Source organism: Argonema galeatum A003/A1 (genome assembly GCF_023333595.1).
GTDB lineage: Bacteria > Cyanobacteriota > Cyanobacteriia > Cyanobacteriales > Aerosakkonemataceae > Argonema > Argonema galeatum.
Genome location: NZ_JAIQZM010000027.1, coordinates 65,506 through 84,460 on the forward strand (window position 1 = coordinate 65,506; position 18,955 = coordinate 84,460).

General features: G+C 43.4%; 16 protein-coding genes and 1 pseudogene. 5 read left to right on the plus strand and 12 right to left on the minus strand.

The window, feature by feature from the left end; all coding sequences use genetic code 11:
* Window positions 1-101: 101 nt before the first annotated feature.
* From LAY41_RS23530 to LAY41_RS23540, 3 genes are all read right to left on the minus strand, one after another.
* Window positions 102-965 (minus strand): methylated-DNA--[protein]-cysteine S-methyltransferase, encoded by an 864-nt coding sequence (locus tag LAY41_RS23530; protein ID WP_249103443.1) that lies wholly within the window; start codon window positions 963-965, stop codon window positions 102-104.
* 557 nt (window positions 966-1,522) lie between these two features.
* A complete protein-coding gene (locus LAY41_RS23535) occupies window positions 1,523-2,833 on the minus strand; it encodes an MFS transporter (protein ID WP_249103444.1) in 1,311 nt (436 codons plus the stop codon).
* Window positions 2,834-3,094: 261 nt separating this feature from the next.
* Window positions 3,095-3,256 (minus strand): hypothetical protein, encoded by a 162-nt coding sequence (locus LAY41_RS23540; protein WP_249103445.1) that lies wholly within the window; start codon window positions 3,254-3,256, stop codon window positions 3,095-3,097.
* Window positions 3,257-3,438: 182 nt separating this feature from the next.
* Here LAY41_RS23540 and LAY41_RS23545 point away from each other — a divergent pair, with 182 nt between their 5' ends.
* The 4 genes from LAY41_RS23545 (at window position 3,439) to LAY41_RS23560 (ending at window position 7,013) form a co-directional block, all read left to right on the plus strand.
* The gene (locus LAY41_RS23545; protein ID WP_249103446.1) at window positions 3,439-3,840 is read left to right on the plus strand and encodes a hypothetical protein; all 402 of its coding nucleotides are present in this window, start codon (window positions 3,439-3,441) and stop codon (window positions 3,838-3,840) included.
* 303 nt (window positions 3,841-4,143) lie between these two features.
* Window positions 4,144-5,055, plus strand: a complete 912-nt coding sequence (locus LAY41_RS23550; protein ID WP_420840344.1) for an FAD-dependent oxidoreductase — start codon at window positions 4,144-4,146, stop codon at window positions 5,053-5,055.
* Between the two features lie 82 nt (window positions 5,056-5,137).
* The gene (locus LAY41_RS23555) at window positions 5,138-5,692 is read left to right on the plus strand and encodes a TRAP transporter small permease subunit (protein WP_249103448.1); all 555 of its coding nucleotides are present in this window, start codon (window positions 5,138-5,140) and stop codon (window positions 5,690-5,692) included.
* Window positions 5,676-7,013, plus strand: a complete 1,338-nt coding sequence (locus tag LAY41_RS23560; protein WP_249103449.1) for a TRAP transporter large permease — start codon at window positions 5,676-5,678, stop codon at window positions 7,011-7,013. Before LAY41_RS23555 ends, LAY41_RS23560 begins: the two co-directional genes overlap by 17 nt.
* 387 nt (window positions 7,014-7,400) lie before the next feature.
* Here LAY41_RS23560 and LAY41_RS23565 read toward each other — a convergent pair whose 3' ends face one another.
* The 3 genes from LAY41_RS23565 to LAY41_RS23575 form a co-directional block, all read right to left on the minus strand.
* Entirely contained in the window at window positions 7,401-9,482 is a 2,082-nt protein-coding gene (locus LAY41_RS23565) for a CASTOR/POLLUX-related putative ion channel (protein WP_249103450.1), read from the minus strand.
* Between the two features lie 249 nt (window positions 9,483-9,731).
* Window positions 9,732-10,841, minus strand: a complete 1,110-nt coding sequence (locus LAY41_RS23570; RefSeq protein WP_249103451.1) for a TRAP transporter substrate-binding protein — start codon at window positions 10,839-10,841, stop codon at window positions 9,732-9,734.
* 492 nt (window positions 10,842-11,333) lie between these two features.
* Window positions 11,334-12,464: a nucleotidyltransferase family protein gene (locus LAY41_RS23575; RefSeq protein WP_249103452.1), complete on the minus strand. Its 1,131-nt coding sequence runs from the start codon at window positions 12,462-12,464 to the stop codon at window positions 11,334-11,336.
* 11 nt (window positions 12,465-12,475) lie between these two features.
* On the opposite strand from LAY41_RS23575, the gene LAY41_RS23580 reads away from it, so the two are divergent.
* On the plus strand, window positions 12,476-13,576 hold the full coding sequence (locus LAY41_RS23580; RefSeq protein WP_249103453.1) for a nucleotidyltransferase domain-containing protein: 1,101 nt from the start codon (window positions 12,476-12,478) through the stop codon (window positions 13,574-13,576).
* Window positions 13,577-13,802: 226 nt separating this feature from the next.
* Here the strand turns inward: LAY41_RS23580 and LAY41_RS23585 are convergent, their stop codons facing one another.
* From LAY41_RS23585 to LAY41_RS23610, 6 genes and pseudogenes are all read right to left on the minus strand, one after another.
* Window positions 13,803-14,750, minus strand: a complete 948-nt coding sequence (locus LAY41_RS23585; RefSeq protein ID WP_249103454.1) for an SMP-30/gluconolactonase/LRE family protein — start codon at window positions 14,748-14,750, stop codon at window positions 13,803-13,805.
* A gap of 29 nt (window positions 14,751-14,779) precedes the next feature.
* A pseudogene (locus LAY41_RS23590) lies at window positions 14,780-15,658 on the minus strand (SDR family NAD(P)-dependent oxidoreductase).
* A gap of 10 nt (window positions 15,659-15,668) precedes the next feature.
* Window positions 15,669-16,367 (minus strand): glycosyltransferase family 2 protein, encoded by a 699-nt coding sequence (locus tag LAY41_RS23595; protein WP_275974355.1) that lies wholly within the window; start codon window positions 16,365-16,367, stop codon window positions 15,669-15,671.
* A gap of 2 nt (window positions 16,368-16,369) precedes the next feature.
* On the minus strand, window positions 16,370-17,071 hold the full coding sequence (locus LAY41_RS23600; RefSeq protein ID WP_249103455.1) for a glycosyltransferase: 702 nt from the start codon (window positions 17,069-17,071) through the stop codon (window positions 16,370-16,372).
* A 17-nt stretch (window positions 17,072-17,088) separates the two neighbouring features.
* Complete coding sequence (locus LAY41_RS23605) at window positions 17,089-17,859, minus strand: glycosyltransferase family 2 protein (protein ID WP_249103456.1); 771 nt, start codon at window positions 17,857-17,859, stop codon at window positions 17,089-17,091.
* A gap of 3 nt (window positions 17,860-17,862) precedes the next feature.
* Window positions 17,863-18,951: a serine kinase gene (locus LAY41_RS23610; protein WP_249103457.1), complete on the minus strand. Its 1,089-nt coding sequence runs from the start codon at window positions 18,949-18,951 to the stop codon at window positions 17,863-17,865.
* Window positions 18,952-18,955 lie beyond the last annotated feature (4 nt).

Here is an 18,955-nt window from a genome sequence, read left to right on the forward strand (position 1 = left end):
CAGTATAGAACGATATCCAAGAGATTAGCTCTATGAAAGAAAGAAGAAGCAGCGCGACTCTACAATGACGAGGGTATAGAACGATATCCAAGAGATTAGCTCTATGAAAGACTTCGATCTTTTAAAGCTTCCCAGGCCAAAATGGCTGCCTTACGCTCATTGCCCCAGCGATAGCCGCCGATTTCCCCAGATTCTCGAATTACGCGATGACAGGGAATGAGATAGGCTAGAGGATTATTACCCACAGCATTGCCTACGGCTCTAGCAGCAGTTGGACGACCAATTAGTTCGGCGATATTCTGATAAGTTGCGATGCCTCCAAACGGCACTCTCAAAAGCGCCCGCCAAACTTGAATCTGAAAATTAGTACCTTTGACTAGAAGCGTTAATGGCTTTTGGTCAATGAAGGTATTTGGATTAAAAATCAGGTCGTGCAGAGGTTGAGTGGCTTGTGTATCGTAGATAATTTCAGCATTTGTCCATAACCGACGCAGGGTTTGTTCGGCAGTAATATCATTTGATTTATCTAAGAAATGCAGGTTACAAATACCACGAGATGTTGTCGCCAGTAGGTATTTATCAAATGGGCTGTCATGAATGCCATAACGAATTTGCAAACCCGATCCTCCTGTCTTGAACTCACCAGGAGACATCGCTTCTACGTTCACAAATAAATCGTGCAATCGTCCTGGACTTGACAGCCCCACATCTAAGGTCAGGTCTAAAAGGCTTTTAGTTTGGGTAATTTTTGACTTGGCATATTCAACAGTGAGATATTGCAAAAAACGTTTGGGACTGATGCCTGCCCACTGGGTAAATAACCGTTGCAAATGATACTCGCTAAGGCCGATGTGCTGTGCCACAGTTGCCAAATCGGGTTGGCTAAGGTGATTTTGCCGCATGAAAGCGATCGCCTGAGCAATTCGGCTGTAATCTTTGCTATCGTAGACAGTCGCACTCTTCATTGAAGTCATGTAGCCTGAGTCAAGGGAGTTTTTGCATTCTCTTACTTTATCTATTGTGTAGACCGAAAACCACCCGTTTCTTGCTACGTCAGGATTTACGCAGAAAGCCCCCCTAACCCCCCAAATCTGGGGGGGACAAGACTTCTTCTCCCCCAGATTTAGGGGAGGGGGCAAGGGGAGTCTAAACTCCAGTCATTAGTTATATACAAAAAACTAATGACGGATGACTAATGACTAACCAATCAAATCGTGTCCGGTTGCATCAGTAGTGTAAGAGTGATATCGGGAAATTGTCTGTTGTCATCGTTGGTTAAATTTTTACCGCAGATGAAGACTCTGGAACGCTCCGGAACGCAGATAAGAATAATCATACCAAATCCGGGTTATTTACCCCCTTTATAGTGTGAAGTGTAGGGGTGAAGCATTGCGGCAATAAGTGTATTCCCAAGAGCCAAAGCCTTTCTACCGCAATGCTTCACCCAACTTATGGATAACGGGGGTTTTTATCCCGGATTTGGTATCACACGAATTTTTTAGGTAACCGATGCTCCCGGATATCAATCAGCTAAAACCAGTCCCTTAGTTTCGATCGCCCAAGGCATGAAGGCGATTCCCAGCAAGGGGATAAAACCAACCCAAAACAAAGTATCTATAGCAGTAGATAAAGTATTTGTGCCTTGAGATGCTAGATATCCGATTAATAAAGGCCCGATCGCTGCAAATACCCGCCCTGCATTGTAGCAAAAACCAGCACCAGTTGCCCGCAGTCTAGTCGGAAACAATTCTGGTAGGTAGTAGGTGAAACTCCCAAAAACTCCAGCTACAGTCAAGCCAATGAAAAAGTAAAAGTAAAGGCGGGTTTCTGGAGATAATGGTAACCCGAAATCAATCAGGATTGTGAGAGAAGATAAAACAAAGTAGATGGAAAACATGATCTTTCGCCCCAAGTATTTAGCAGCTGGTACTGTTAGTAGGGTGCCAATCAAACTGCCAATGCTACAGCTATTGGTGGCGATCGCTTTCCATTGTTCGATTAGAGATTGGGTCGCCGCAAGATTCAATCCCCTCTCTAGCGCAACTGAGGAGGCTAATCCAGAGGCAATTGCGGGCATGAAAGCAAGACAATTCGTTAAAGTGATCAAAGCGATCGTTGCGATCGCTAAACCGCTAATCGTCGCGGCTCGGTTGGGGAGTTGAAAAAGTTCCCGAATTCTAGCAGGATCGACGTTTTCGGCTACTTTTTGCCAACGTTCTGGCTCTTTGACAAATAAGCGCACAATCACAGCAACAGCCGCCGGAATCAAACCAAATAGAAATACAAAGCGCCAAGAAGTTTCGGGACTTTCCGGTAATAGCACGCCAGCGATTTGGAAATTAAGGAAGCTGGCTAAAAATGGCCCAGCCGATGCCGCAGTATTTAAAAGCACTCCTGCTTCTACACGCGATCGCTCCGGCATTACTTCCGCCACCATTGATGCGCCCGCCGCCCATTCGCCACCTATACCCAGACTCGCTACGATCCTACACAGCACCAAAACCCAGATATTGGGAGCAAAGGCGCAGGCAGCAGTCCCCACAGCGTAGAGTAGCATGGTGATCAGGAGGGTTTTAGTGCGACCGATGCGATCGGCTACTTTTCCGAAAATTATCCCTCCAACTGCCCAACCCAACAATAGAACGGAACTCAAAACACCAGTCCACAAAAGGGTTGCTGCTTTAGCTTCCGGCGAACCGATAGTCAAGCCCAATAGGGTAGGCACGCAGTTGGGAGCAACATAATTGAATAGTACGTTGTCGAAAATATCAAAGCCCCAACCCAGCCACGCGGCAAACAGTACAGTCCATTGATAGCGACTTAATTGCAGCATTTATGATGTGAAGAAGTAACGATTGTTGTTAATCTATCAGGACTTACGCTTTGAACGCACTTTTACCCCTACAGATGTAATAGGTGTGGCGATCGAATCCGTAATATCGTGTCCGGTTACATCGTTAGTATATGAGTGATATCGTCAAATTGTCTGCGATCGTTGTTGGTTAAATTTTTACCGCAGATGAAGACTCTGGAACGCAGATGTAGGCGCAGCCTTCCCGAAGGGTACGCAGATAAGAGTAAGAACACGAATTTTTTAAGTAACCGATGCTACTGGACATGATATAAGTCCTAAAAACCCATCTGGTGCGAGACGAACTATCCTAATCAGAAAAGCTATACCGATCGCAACTCTACTATCCCTGCTCGTTTCTGGGTGTTCGCTCGCTACTTCCCAAGTCAAGCAGTCGTCTGACATAGAAACCTACCTCAAGGTAGCACCTATAAGCGATCGTCGCTGGGATAACACCCAAGAGGCGGCATTTAGGGCTCGCAGCTTGGCTATTCGCGAAAAACTAGCAGCCGAAGACTTAGACAAACTTGATGCTTGGTGGCGACGGGAGAAGATCGGCGACCCCCACAAGTACTTGCTTCCCATTAGTGTCGGAAAGGTATAAGGATTATCAAGCTTTGCTGGCTAGTGGGAATAAGACGGCTTGGATTACCGATGTGGCAAGATTTGTTGATTATCCAGATTTTAAACGTTTGACTGCTGGATTAGATCGCACTGTGGTAGACGATCGCGAATGGGAAAAACAAGGCAAGTTGGCTTATACTGGCTTGGAGGGCGATCGCTTAATCATGGCCTACGAAGCTAATGGTGCGATCGGTCGCGCCAGTATCAACGGTAAACCGCGAGTGTTGAAAAATTGGCCTGTAATAGAAAGTCCCTATCTGCGAGAAGATTTGCGAAGTGGCGTTTTGGAATATCGCAATCCCGTTGGAGAAAGTTGGCGTTTGCGTGTTAATTTGAAGGGCCTACAATGGGAAAAGAGATTTTAGATTGTGATATCGTCAAATTCTTTGTTGTCATGTGTGGTGATTTTTTACCACAGATGAAGACAGATAAACACAGATGAACACAGATGAAAACGGGAAGTTTTTAGATAAATGATGTCACTTGACATGATATTATACCAAATCTGGGTTAACTACCCCCTTTTTATTGAAGTCCGCGCAGGCGGGCTTTGTACGCGCAAGCCGCGAATGAGAGTCGTCGGGTAAAAAAGAGGTTAGGCAAACGGATTTGATATTACGACCTGTCTCTGTGTTCAAACTTTTGTTTTTTACGTATTTATACATTCAATATTTATAATGAATAATCAACAAAAACTGGTATTAATTGGTGGCGGTCACAGTCATGCGATCGCACTCAGACTTTTTGGCATTAACCCTTTGCCAAATGTCCGTTTGACCCTGATAAGCGAAGCACCGGATACGCCTTACTCTGGAATGTTACCCGGTCACATAGCAGGATTTTACACTCACGATGAATGTCACATTAATTTGCGATCGCTAACTCAATTTGCCCAAGCCGAACTTATGATCGATCGCGTTATCGGTCTTGACCTAGAAAATAATAAAGTTATCTGCGCTGATCGACAACCAGTTTACTTCGATTTCTTATCAATTGATATCGGCAGCACTCCCGCCACAATATCCGTACCCGGTGCAGCAGAATACGCAATTGCAGTTAAACCAGTGCCAAAATTATTGCAAAAATGGAATCAATTGATTCGATTAATCAGCAACCAACCTGAGAAACCGATTTGTTTTGTTAAATGCGAATCTGGACTTAAAGTTGAATTTGATTACCTTTTTTGGGTAACTCAAGCATCTGCACCGGATTGGCCTAAAATATCAGGATTAGCAACAGACGCCACAGGCTTTATCCTGGTAAACGACAATTTGCAGTCTGTCTCTCACCCCCATGTTTTTGCCGCTGGCGATATTGCCACAATCGTTAATAATCCCTGTCCGAAAGCGGGGGTATTTGCAGTACGACAAGGTAAACCATTATTTAATAATCTGCGGCAGATATTGCCGGGAAAACCATTGCAACCCTATAAACCGCAAAAACGCTATCTAAGTTTGATTGGCACGGGTGATGGTTCTGCGATCGCATCCTGGGGGTCATTAGGATGGGAGTCCCCCCTGCTGTGGTACGGGAAAGATTGGATCGATCGCCGATTTATGGCTAAATTCCATAACTTATAGCTCAATCCACCAAAACAAGATTAAATTCGGCTGTACAATATTAATTCTCTTAAGATTTTGCTTTGCAAAGGAAAGGTGGCATTTGGAAAAACTGCTACGCCTATCAAGAATCATCGACGCCTTAAACGATCGCATCGGTCGCTTTACCTACTGGTTAGTGCCACTCATGGTGCTAATCGGCGTGTGGAACGTTGTCGGACGCTTTGTTGGACGTGCTATAGGTCAGAATCTCAGTTCAAATGCCTATATCGAAAGTCAGTGGTATATTTTTGACCTAGTTTTTCTATTGGGAGCTGCTTATACGCTAAAACATAACGAGCACGTGCGCGTGGATATTTTCTACAGCCACTGGTCACCCAAGCGAAAAGCCCTCGCAAATTCGATCGGAACGTTATTGTTCCTGATTCCCTTTTGCATTATCATCATCTTTTTTTCCTGGGATACCATTCTTGCTTCTTGGGCAATTCGCGAAAATTCCCCCGATCCAGGCGGCTTACCCCGTTACCCAATTAAATTTATGATTATCGTTAGCTGCGTACTGCTGATTTTGCAAGGTATTTCCGAAGCCATCAAAAATTTCGCTTATCTTAAAGGCGCGATCGCACCCCAGGAGGAACATCATGACGCTAGCCTATGAATGGCTGGGGCCATTTATGTTTGCCGGTGCCCTGGTACTGCTGTCTCTGGGCTACCCTGTGGCGTTTTCCTTGGGGGGAGTAGCGATCGTCTTTGGCTTGCTGGGAATAGTACTGGGCGTATTCGATCCCATCTTTCTGACAGCGATGCCCCAGCGGATCTTCGGCATCATGGCTAATTACACCCTCCTAGCTATCCCCTACTTCATCTTTTTGGGCGCAATGCTGGAGAAGTCGGGAGTTGCAGAACAGCTGCTGGAAACGATGGGGATTATGTTTGGGCGGCTGCGCGGGGGTTTGGCTTTGGCGGTAGTGCTGGTGGGGGCGTTGCTAGCAGCAACTACTGGTGTTGTGGCGGCTACAGTGGTGGCGATGGGGCTGATTTCCCTGCCAATTATGCTGCGCTATGGCTACAACAAAGAATTAGCGACTGGGGTGATCGCTGCATCGGGGACGCTTGGGCAAATTATTCCGCCTAGTGTGGTGCTGGTGGTGTTGGGCGATCAGTTAGGGGTTTCGGTGGGCGACCTTTTTATGGGTTCGGTGATACCGGGACTGATGATGGCGGGTGCGTTTGCCTTGCACGTCGTTATTGTGGCGTTTCTCAAGCCAGAGTTGGCACCGGCATTGCCAGAAGAGGTGCGTGCCATTGGTGGCAAGGCTTTGGGACAGCGCGTGCTTAAGGTGATGGTGCCACCAGTCGTGTTGATTTTGCTGGTGCTGGGGAGTATCTTTTTTGGCATTGCCACACCGACAGAAGCTGGGGCGATCGGATGTCTGGGTGCGATCGTCCTAGCAGCTGCAAACCAAAAGCTGACTCCCGAATCTTTGCGGCGAGTCAGCGATGTCACAATGCGGACTACCAGCATGGTGATTTTCATTCTGATTGGTTCGACGGCGTTTAGTCTGGTGTTTCGGGGACTGAATGGCGATCGCTTTATGTTCGATGTTCTCTCCAATCTCCCAGGCGGTAAAGTCGGCTTCCTCTTTGTCAGCATGGCGGTAGTCTTCATCCTGGGCTTTTTCATCGACTTTTTCGAGATCGCCTTTATCGTCGTCCCTTTGTTTGTCCCAGTCGCTCAACAATTGGGAATAGATCTCGTTTGGTACGGTGTGGTTTTGGGCGCAAACCTGCAAACATCCTTTCTCACACCGCCTTTTGGCTTTGCCCTTTTCTACTTACGCGGCGTCGCACCCCCTGAAGTCACCACCGGAGATATTTATCGCGGTGTTATACCTTTTATTTTGCTGCAACTGCTAGTTTTGGTGCTAATTATTGTCTTTCCAGGAATTGTCAGTTTCCTACCATCGCTAAGTACCTAAGTTAAACAGGGACTGGGGACTGGGGACTGGGAATTGGGCAGGACTTACGCAACTCTAACCTACATTCCGCACCCTCAAGTGTCACACCACGAATTTTTTGGGACTGGGGACTGGTGACTGGGGACTGGGTAGAAGAGTTTCCGTATTTAAATGTACTTTAAATTACAGAATACTCGCTCTAAATTCCGAAAAAACCGAATGTGACAGTACAGGGTGCGGAATGTGAGATCTAACACTAACAGCGGCTTGCAGCCGCGTGAGGTACAATAAAACGATTTTCTTCATAGCGCGTTCGTAGGGGCGGGTTTAACCCACACATCTGATTACCAACAGAATATTTTACAAAACCCGCCCCTACTGACTTTTCTTGCCCCTAGCCCCTACTCTTCAGTTTTGATCGTCAGCTAAAGTAATCAGTGCATCATAGACAGTGAGAATAAAATCCTTATCCAGAGTCGGTGCTAAGTAAATACCAAAGTTTTTGTTTTTAATTTGGGCTTGGGAGCTAATTCTTACGCCAATACACACCTCGTCGCGGTTTTGTGCAGCAAGTATGCAGTCAGCGAAGGTCAACTTGCCAATCTGGTTGGCTGGAAAGTAAAGCCATATTGGCTTAATGTACAGTTCGCTACCGTCAAGGGAAAACAAATCTTCATATATTGACATCACATCAGGTTCCTGAGACACCTGAGCTAAAATTTTCGACACAAATTGATTGGTAAGGAGAAAGTCTTTTACACCTGCTTTGATCACCAAGTCAGTATTTTGCGAGTCGATTATCTCTGCAATTAAATTAGTAGTAACTTTGGTTTTTGTGGCGGCGCTATATTCTTTAAAAAATTGCCGTAGTTCCAACAAAATGGTGAGGGTTTTGGCATCAATTTCCTCGGCGTTTTCCCCGCTACCTGCCAAAATTGAGATGCTGTTAAATTTATATGGTTTTAAGGTTTTTAGCTGATCGAGTGAATCCATATTTACTTGCATAACTTCCATCTTGATATGTGGATAGGCTTTAGCAATATTCTCAAATTCAGCTTTAATTTCATCGGTTAAAACCTCTACCGCCAGATTAACCTGCGAGTCTTTGACTACGGATTTAGCATATTCTTCGAGAGCGATCGCGGTTTTGCTGTTCCAGCCAATAATTAGATAATTTTCAGTTTCTAGCTCTAAAGTTTGGTTGCGCTCGACACAGCCAATACGGTTATGCTGTACTACAGGTTCTGGAAAAAACTCAATAGTTGAGTCATCTCCAGCTAGGACGATCGCTTCATCATCTTTACTTAACTTATAATCTTTGTTTGTTTTTAGTGTCAAGGTGCCATCTCCATGACGAATTCCTAATGGTACAGCCTGCAATAAATGAAATGGCAATTGACCGAAGGTGATATTATTCCATCCTGATTTAGAACGATAGAAATAAAATTCGTTTCCTTCAAAGCCCACCAAGTTTAAATATACTCTGGCCAGTCCGACACTCCGCGAAGTTTGAACTAAAATCCGAGCCAAGATATCAGCTTCATTAAGAGTGGTGACCGCGCCGGGAGCAATGTTTTGAGCTAGTCGGCGATATTGTTCCGAATGTAATTCTACAATAATTGGCGGCAAATTTTCTTCCCCATTAGCTGCCACAACTGCCAGGATTCCCTTAACCACTCGTGCATCAGATAAAGTCTTGAATTGCTCGTTATCTGAACTTTTAGAATCATTCAAAATAATAATGGATTTAGCAACTTTGACACCTACTTTATCCAGGTTAGATAAATTTGCGATCGGGCCATTGCGAGTCACCACTCGCGTTGTTTTTAGCTCGGCTATATTATTCCGCAGGAAATCATCCATCTCCTCCTTATCTTTGTCAGCCAAGATCACAACGACTGCATCTGATTCTGATTCGTTAGCCAACACTAACTCTTTAATAATATCTACAACCCTGTCGCCAAATCCTAAAATTAAGGTATGGTTTTCTTCCACTACCAGACTTTTACCCTTACGCAGCAATTCTAGTCTTGATTCAAACTGCTGGGTAATGAAAGCTACTAAGCTGGAGAACAGCACTAAGCCCATAAAAATCGTGATAACACCCACAAACTTGGCAGCAAAATTGGCCTCGTCTCCTGTGTCTCTTAAACCTATAAGCTGAACAAAAATTTCCCAAAGTAAGTCATCAGTACCTTTTGTGGGGCCATTAGGAAAAAACCGTTCTACAACATAACGTGCAGTTGTCATCACCGCAAAAGCAGTAATAAATACTGACACCAATGCCAGAAAGACCGACATCCCCCCTTTCGACATAAAGTTGTCGAATTTATACTGTAGGCGCTTTTGCCAGGTAATTTCATTTCCAGAAGCTTGACTGCTGTTGTTTGCCAAAGTTAATACCAACCTTATATATTTGTCGAAGTTATCCTGTAGGCGCTTTTGCCAGGAGACTTGATTTCCAGAAGCTCGACTGCTATCGTTTGTCAAAATTACTACCAACCTTTAAACAATACTGGACATATCTAAATCTTACAGAAACTTTGGGTGTATAGGCGTAAACCTTACCAAGACAAAAATTTTATAGCTAAGCGCTTTGCGCTATTGTCGTTCTTAATTCCACCAAACCCTTGAAACAGGACCCTTCTTCCCCTAGCCCCTAGCCCCTAGCTATAACACACCAAAAACGAAAAAGTACCGACTCTGTAGGGGCTTTTAATCCACCCCTACCGATCGAAACTACTTAGAATTGCTGGCTAGAGCAAAATTGGCAAAGCTGAATTCGTTAATCGCATTCCACTTGTAGATTTGCGATCGAAAAGTTTTCCATTGTTCGTAAACTTGCTTGAATGTAGCGTCCTTAGCAGCATTCTCCTCATACAGGTCGAAAGCAGCGATCTTGGCTGCTTCCATGATCTCTTTGCTGTAAGGTGTTAACTTCGTACCACCAGCAATCAGGCGTCCCAGGGCTGCCCCATTTAAGGCTTCGTACTGCGCCAACATATTGATGTTGGCTTCATAAGCAGCGGTTTTGAAGATTTCCTGATATTCTTTGGGCAAGCGAGCCCATGCCGTTTTGTTAACCATCACCTCCAAGGTTGGCCCCGGTTCCCACCAACCTGGGTAGTAGTAAAACTGTGCCGCTTTGTTTAAGCCCAACTTTTCATCATCGTAAGGGCCTACCCATTCTGCGGCATCGATCGCTCCCCGGTCAAGTGCCAGATAAATCTCGCCCCCCGGTAGCACCTGAACGTTCACCCCCAGACGCGCCATCACTTCACCGCCCAATCCGGGAATACGCATCTTCAATCCCTTCAAATCGGCAAGGGATTTGATTTCTCGCTTGAACCAACCGCCCATCTGCACGCCTGTGTTACCAGCAGGAAAGTTAATCACGTTGAAGTTGGAGTAAATTTTCTGGATAGCCTCCAAACCGCCGCCATGATATAGCCAAGCGTTCTGCTGCTGGGCGGAGAGACCGAAAGGTACTGTTGTGGCGAAACCCAGGGCGGGATTTTTGCCAATGTAGTAGTAACTCGCGGTGTGACCGCATTCGATCGTTCCCGCTTGTACGGCGTCTAGAACCTGTAGTCCGGGGACAATCTCACCCGCAGCGAAAGGCGTAATGGTAAAACGCCCGTTTGTCATTTCCCTGATGCGCTTGCAAACGGTGTCAGCGCCTCCGTAAATAGTTTCGAGCGATTTAGGCCAGCTGGTAGCCATCCGCCATCTGATGCTTGGTAGGGCGCTGGTTGTACCGGAAGTTGTAGTTGCCTTGGTACAGGCACCAAGTGCTGTGACGCTGACTGCACCGATCGCAGAAGAGCTAAAAAACTTTCGCCGTTTCATTTTTGGGAATGCCAAATCAAGAATTTATAACTATCTACTGAGCTTATTTGCTTTATTCAGCAAAATGGTATCTAAAATCATCAAGATTGTATCAGAATCCAGTAACTTTTAGATCCGTTTTCCATCTGCAATATTTGTTTTATATACTTGACGAAAAGGAATTTTTGTGTTTGAGAATATTTGATTTAGGGAGCGAAGTGAAATGCCACTAAGTTAAGCTCTTGTTTCCTCGCTCCCAAACTGAGCCTGGGAGCGAGGAAACAAGAGCAAATGGAACTAACTAGCAACTTGAGTTAGTATTCAGTCCACAAAGCGTGGACTTTAGCTATTAGCCCGGAGGTTTAAACCTCCGGGCGGGCTGACAGCGGGAGAACAAGATCTATGCTAGGTTTGTAGGTTGGGTTGAGGTACGAAACCCAACCTACAAAGAAATGGCGAAGGTATTGTAATTATAGAAAGATTTTCGTCCATCAGTCCTTCCAGAGGCTAAGTTTACTTGAAAATATCGTTTCGTATCCTTTTCATACCTTTAACAGTAACTTGAAATGGAACTGACCATAAATTGTCCAAACCCCAGACATCTTGTAAATACCTGGGAAAACCCATAATCTTAAATGTCGAACCTGTGCTTTGAACTGATTTCAAATATTGAGAATATCTGATGATGAAAGTTTTTATGACAGGCAGCGGTTCTCCAGCGCTTACTTGATACTCCATTTGCTCAAAAGCTGAAGGTTTCAAATCTCGAACCTTTTCTATAATTGCTCCCGGAATAGGTGCTAATAGTACTTCAGATAATATCGTTATCATCTTTTTTAACGACAAAATAAATCGATACTTTTCCGCATCTGCCACCAGGACATCCCAATCTATTGAATCGGTAAATGAGTTAATAATTGTCATACCATCAGCCACCAAACGAATTGGTGGAACTAAATGCCATATCGTTCCCTGGTGACAAAGCTGCAATAACTGATAAGTTGGGTTTAAGACATAAGTTGATAAATCTTTTATTTGGGTTGCGATCGGCCCTTCTCCCAAATCAGTATTCTCTTGCCAAGGATACCAGTATATATGCCTGTAGAGATTAAGTATTTTGCCAGACTCATCTACAAAGGTAATAACAGACAAGCTAGATAAAACTTTATCTGGCACTTTTTCTTTTAGCATCCAGCCCAACTTATTCAATAAACCGAGCGCTGCATCTCCATCTGCCCAACGCACAAAAACATCAAAACTATCTATGGCATGGAGTCCATCATCTTGGTAATAATGTAAAAGCAAAGCGACATCTTTTAAAATTAGTATCTCGATGCCAGCATCCTGAAAAGAACGCAGAAGTGATGTAATTTTAGAAACTAAGAGTTGATTTTCATACCATCTACGGCGGTATACACCCTTGAGTCTTACCATGTGGGAATCTGACACGCCATGAACAGATAAATTGCGATACAGTAATGGCAGCAACCGATAAGATTCTGGATCGAGATCCTCAATATCGACAGTTCTTTTCCATTGCTGCCAAGCATCAGTCGCATCTTTTCCTTGCTTGAGGGCCGATCGCAAAAGCAATTCCTGCTCGGAAGTAACCCACTCAAATTTTCGATCGTTTTTAGAATTCATAAGGTGTGTAAATGATTCAAAAGGTAACGGATAAGGAAATCAACGCTAAAGAATCGCGCCCAGAAATTGAGCTACTTCTATGTTGTGCCAGAACTAGCATAGACACGGCAATGGCAGAGCGAATCAAAACCCTACTCCAAGGAAACATCGACTGGACATATCTAATAGAAATAGCATCCCAGCACGCGACAAAGCCACTTTTGTACCACAGTCTTTCCACCATTTGCCCAGAAGCAGTTCCCCAACCAATATTCGATCGGCTTCGCAACGATTACCGCGCCAACGCCCTACGCAATATGTCCCTGACAAAGGAACTGCTGAAACTCCTAAATTTGTTTCAAACGCACCAGATTCCCGCTATCCCCTACAAAGGAGCCGCGCTGACTGCTGCCATGTATGGCAACCTGTCGCTCAGGCAGTTCGGTGATTTGGATATCTTGGTTCAGCAGCAGGACTTTTCCAGAGCAAAAGAACTGCTGATTTCTCAAGGATATCACCCAGACTCAAAATTTGAGTGGGAAGAAAGTTTGATCAATAATAAAACCAAAGTTAATGTAGACCTCCACAAGAGAATCGCACCGAAATACTTCCCTCTTTTACTCGATTTTGACGGTTTGTGGCAACGCCTGGAGCCTGTATCTCTTGTTGGCACAACAGTCACTACCCTTTGTACCGAAGATTTGCTGATTATCCTCGCAATGCAGATAGCGAAAGACTCTTGGGAACAGGAGCAAAAGCTATCTCAAATATGCGACATTGCTGAATTAATTCGCTCTCATCAACAGTTGGATTGGGGACGAATCATAAAGCAAGCTAAAACTTTAGGTAGCGAACGAATGTTGTTAGTTAGTCTTATTTTAGCAAAGGATCTCCTGGATGCCAAACTTTCAGCAGAAATAAAACAAAGATTGCAAGGAGATCTGTTGATAAAACTACTTGCGGCCAAACTACGTCAATGGCTTTTTTATAGTTCTGGAAGTATGAGCGAAAAAATGCAAAAATTATTTTTCTTCCCTTTTGGAGTAAGGGAACGTTTGCAGGATAAAATCAATTACGGTCGTCGTTTGACATACCTCTCTTATCTGGGAATAAAAAATCGGGTGCAGGGATAGAAGCGTTATATCGTGTCCGGTTGCATCTTTAGTGTCAGAGTGATACGAGAAATTGTCTGTTGTCATCGGGGGTTAAATTTTTACCGCAGATGAAGACAGATAAACGCAGATAAACGCAGATAAGAGAGCGTTTTTTTAGACAATCGATACTAGCGGACATGATATTATTTATAGCGCTTTTCAGGTGAGTGAGGTACATAGAAACCCGGTTTCTGAGGTCGCTGTATTAAGCAAGGCTAATGCCGGGAATGTTTACTCTAATTTTGTATACCGAAGTTTGAGCAGTGATATAAAGACTCTGCAAATCTTCATCTCCCCAAGCACAATTTGCTGGTTGTTCGGGAGTCACAATTGTTCCTAGATGATTGCCTTCTCGATCGAACACCCACACGCCTCCTGCACCCGTACAGTAGATGTGTCCCTGCACATCTACTTTCATCCCATCAGGTGAACCGGGTTTCTTAACGTTCATATCGTAAAAGATGCGACCATTAGCAAGAGTGCCATCCATTTTAACATCGAAAACTCGGATATGACGGCGTTCTGAATCATCGATATAAAGCTTTTTTTCATCAGGTGAAAATGCCAGACCATTCGGTTTATCAAAATCATCGGCTACGATAATAATTTGGTTGCCATCAGGGTCAAGGCGGTAAACTCCTTGGATTGGTTGTTCTTGCTGTTCGGGTTTAATGCCATAAGGAGGGTCGGTAAAATAAATAGCGCCGTTGCTTTTGACGACAACATCATTGGGACTATTCAGGTTTTTGCCTTGAAATTTATCGACTAAGATGGTAATTGAACCGTCTGTTTCGGTGCGGGTAACTCGGCGCGTACCGTGTTCGCAAGCAATCATTCGTCCCTGTTTATCTCTAGTCAAACCGTTGGAATTATTACTAGGTTGTCTGAAGATGGTTAACCTACCATCAGTAGTCAGTTTGAAAATTTTGTTAGCAGGAATATCGCTAAATAGGAGATACTTTTCTTCGGCAAACCAAATTGGGCCTTCAGTAAACTGAAATCCGGTAGCCACGCGATCGATCTTTACTTTCTTAGGAAAGAGATTTTTAAATGTTTGAGATTTTGCATCTAATCGACCCGATGCTAATTTTTTTGGAAAAGTCGAACCTAGTTGTTTTATCTGTCTATTGACCCATTTTGTGATACGCAACATTATATTTTATCCAAATAAACAGTGCTTTTTTATTGAGGTGGCTGCTGAAATACACGAGAATTAAATAATGATAATCCCCCATCAATTTTAATGACGCTTCCAGTAGTAAACCCGGAAAAATAATCTGAAGCTAGATAAACAGCTGCTCTGCCGATATAACAAGGATTGATAGAACTTTTATTCAGGGGCGTATACTCGTGACTGAATGGATTTCCTTGCTCATCTTCTGCAACCCAACCCGGAGCAATTCCGTTAACTCTGATGCCAAAGGATGCTAATTCTACAGCCAGTTCTTTAATAATCATTCCTAATGCGGCTTTTGAGGAACTGTAACTCGGCCAGCGTGCAATTTCCCATTGATGGATAGAAGTGATAAATATAATAGAGCCATGAACGTTATTAGTTACCATCATTTGGGAGATTAGTTTTGTGAGGTACATTGGCCCAAAAACATTGGTATTAAATGTCTTCTGCCATTCTCCTAAATCAAGGTTTTTTATTTTTATTGTCTCAAATTGAATCCCCACATTGTTAACAAGTATATCAATGTTTATGTGATTATCTACTAACCAACTATGTAAATAATTATTGTTCTCAACATTTGATATATCTGACAAAAATCCTCTTGACTTAACCTGATAGCTATTTAGTTCTTTTTATAAGTTTGTACATCGCTCCTGAAGTGCGTCAGTAAAGAAAATGTTTGCGCCTTGTTTAGCCATCTCAAGGGCAATACTCCTGCCAATATTTCTTCCGGCTCCGGTTATCAGAACATTTTTTCCTGCGAAAAGCTGATTATCTATAACTACGGAAGGCTCTGGCAGTGGTTTTGGAGGTACTAACTTTGGAGTTGTTACCGGATTTATGAAGGATTTTAAGGCAGCTTTTAACCGAGTTTTTAAGTTCATATTTAATCATCTAAATAGACTGATTATTGGCGCGGCGTCGGTCGAGTGAAGCTTTAATAAGGCGCACATAATCAGTACGCGACTGACGCTGACGAATGCTCAGATTGGTTTCGTGCAGACGCCGCCACATCAGCAGTTCTGCTAACATTCTAACACGCAATCCCAGATCGGTTGCACGTGCATACCAACTGATAAATTCTCCCATTTGCAAGTGAGTTTCAAATTGACCTACACGGAAAAAAGCATCCCGTTTAATCAGCATGGTTCCGGGGTGATATCCTGCCATTAATTCAGCGGGACAGTAGATTTTATTCTTGACGCTTTCATCTAATTCGGGACTGTGAAACTGTTGAATGTGTCCAAATACCATATCAACGTCTGGTTCGCTTTCAAAAACCTGCATTTGACGAGTCAATTTATCCTTAACCCAAAGGTCATCTGCATCGAGAAAAGCGAAGAAATTTCCTTGGGCTGAATCAGTTCCATAATTACGGGCAGCACCAGCACCGCTTTGGGATTGGAAATAGTATCGCACTGATGAGCTAAAGCGCTTGGCTACCTCTGCGCTGCAATCGGTTGAACCATCGTCTACGACAATGATTTCCAGTGGCTGATAGGTTTGAGCTAGCACGCTTTCGATCGCTTCAGCTAGATACTTTTCGCAATTGTATACTGGAATAATGACGCTGACTAAAGAAGAATCGATCATCCTTATTTCTGCTCCAATTTTTGATTACGTTTACGTTCAATTGATTGTCTCATAATCTTCAGCAAATTCTGGTTATTAACAGATGAATTTAATGAAAGATTGGTGTTATGAATGTGCTTGTGAAGCAACACTTCAGGCATGACAGCCATTGTCACATTATTATCTTTAGCACGACAAAACCAATCAACATCCTCAGCTACTATAAATTCAGGATTTAACTTGCCAATCGCTGCAAATAAGGGTTTTCGCACTACGAGAGTTTCCATAATACAACCAACACTATCGCCTGAGAGTAACTCTGGTCTAAATCCGGGTGGTATGGAATGTCCCTCCTCTAAAAAAAACTTGACTTTGGCAACTGTGTATTGAATTTCTGGATGCTGAATTAGATAATTTACCTGACTGCTTAATTTGTTAGTTGTCCAGGTATCGTCATGGGAAAGAAAGGCAATAAATTCTCCTCTAGACGCATCAATTCCTTGATTATAAGCATCTGCAATTCCCTCACCAGTTTGGCGGACGTAGCGAACCTGCTGAAAAGATTTAGCAATTTTTTCGGTGTTATCTATAGATTGACCATCAACCACAATAATTTCATAATTTTCATAAGTCTGAGCTAGAACGCTTTCAATTGCTCTAGCCAAGTAACGTTCGCCATTTTTGACCGCAATAATTACACTTACAAGAGGTGAATTTTCCATCATATTATTTTCTCCAATTGTTACACTATTTTGGGTATTTCAGGAGAAGTGCCAAGGTACTCATTAATTGGCATATCTAATAAAGAAATAATTTGAGAATCTCCTCGCTTTCGGCACCGATCTAAATGTTTTTTGAAAATTCTTACAAACCCAAGCTCAACTAAATTTTTACCAGATGTCATATTATCTTTGTGCTTGCGATAAAACAGGCTTACTCGTTCCAATACAAGCTTTGAAATGCCATTTTCCCACGCTCGGATAAACCAATCTACATCTTCGGCATAGTTGAGCGTTTCGTCAAAAAAACCAATTTTATCAAAAACTGATTTTCGATAAATTGCGCTCCCTAGATTAATATAGCTGTAAGGTTTGTAAGCAGGTTCAAATATGGGTTGATTGTTCGCTGTCGGTTCCGATAATTTCATCTGTTGGATTAATCCTTGTACAATTTCTACTGAGGGATTATTTGCTAAGTAATCTGCTTGCAGTTTCAGTTTATCATCCGACCATAGATCGTCAACATCTAAGAAGGCAATTACATCACCATTGGCTATCCTTATCCCGTGATTGCGAGCCGCTGCTGGCCCGCTATTTTGCTGATAAACATAACGGATACAGTCCTTAAATTCCGCCGCGACTTCAGGTGTTCCATCGGTCGATCCATCATCAATTACAATGATTTCTAATGGTTTATAATCCTGATTTTTGATATTTTGAATTGCTTCGGCTAGATATTTTTCCCCGTTGTAAACTGGGATAATAACGCTAATGAATAATTGCTTATCGTCCATTGGTTATTGCTTTGTAATGAGATTGAAAATCACTTGAGGAATTTGGTTTAAATCAGTACCGAGTTCTAGATAATAAGAAGGAACTTGTTTCAAAACTTGCATCATAATCTGGCAAGCTTCTTTACCAGCACCCGGTAATTGTATCATCGTACTCGGTGCTAGTGAAGTTAAAGCGGCGACGGCAGATGTAGCTGTTAAGGAGGTATCTGTTTTTCCAGTAATGCGAGGAACTAAAACAGCACGGATGGGGAAATTTGTCAATATTTTTTCGGGGAAATGTTGGTTGATGAAATAAAGTGCTTTTTCCTCTGAAAGGCGATCGCGATTACTGATAGCCGCCGCCAAAAACGGTAATCTGTTCACATCATCGGCATTTTTTTTGCCAGTGTTGTAGATGCTAAACACCGTCGGCGTTGGTTCGCAGGCGATGAGACTGTAATCGTCGCTGGCATAAAAAAGCTCTGAATTCAGGCAAGTTAAAGCGGTGGTAGATTTACCAGAACCTCCTTTTCCGACTAGCAACACGCCGCCAGATGGGAGTCCGACAGCACCAGCATGAACTAGCTGGATTCCCCGCTTATTCATCCAGACGTTAAAAATTGTCCGCAGCGGTGAACCTGTTTCCCAGTAAGGAATTTGTTCGGTTGTTTCAACCCAATAAATTCCTAGATTGCGATCGCTATCTAACATACTAAGCGCAAATGCGCCCCATTGGAAACTGGTGTGAATGCGATCGGTATTGTAACCGTGAATTTCTCCGCGCTTGGGATGATGGTGATTTCTCTGCCAAGGTGGAGGTGGCATGACGGTATTTGTCGAGGTGCTATCCCACAAACAAACTGTCAGTGCTGGATCTGAAAAGGGTTCTGTCGCTAGGTGTGATAAAGCGGGAGTCATGTATGGAATTAAGGCGACACCAGCAAAACGCAACCGGATTTTCAACCCGCCTATACAATAAAAACGCTCAACAGCAGTCCCAGACGCAGCTTCAGCTTTTTCGTATAGTTCATAGACGCGAGCGAAAAAAGCTAGAGGATCTTGTTGTTCTGTTTTGCTTTGTTTTTCGGAATTTTCCAACTCGTTTGTAATCATTACC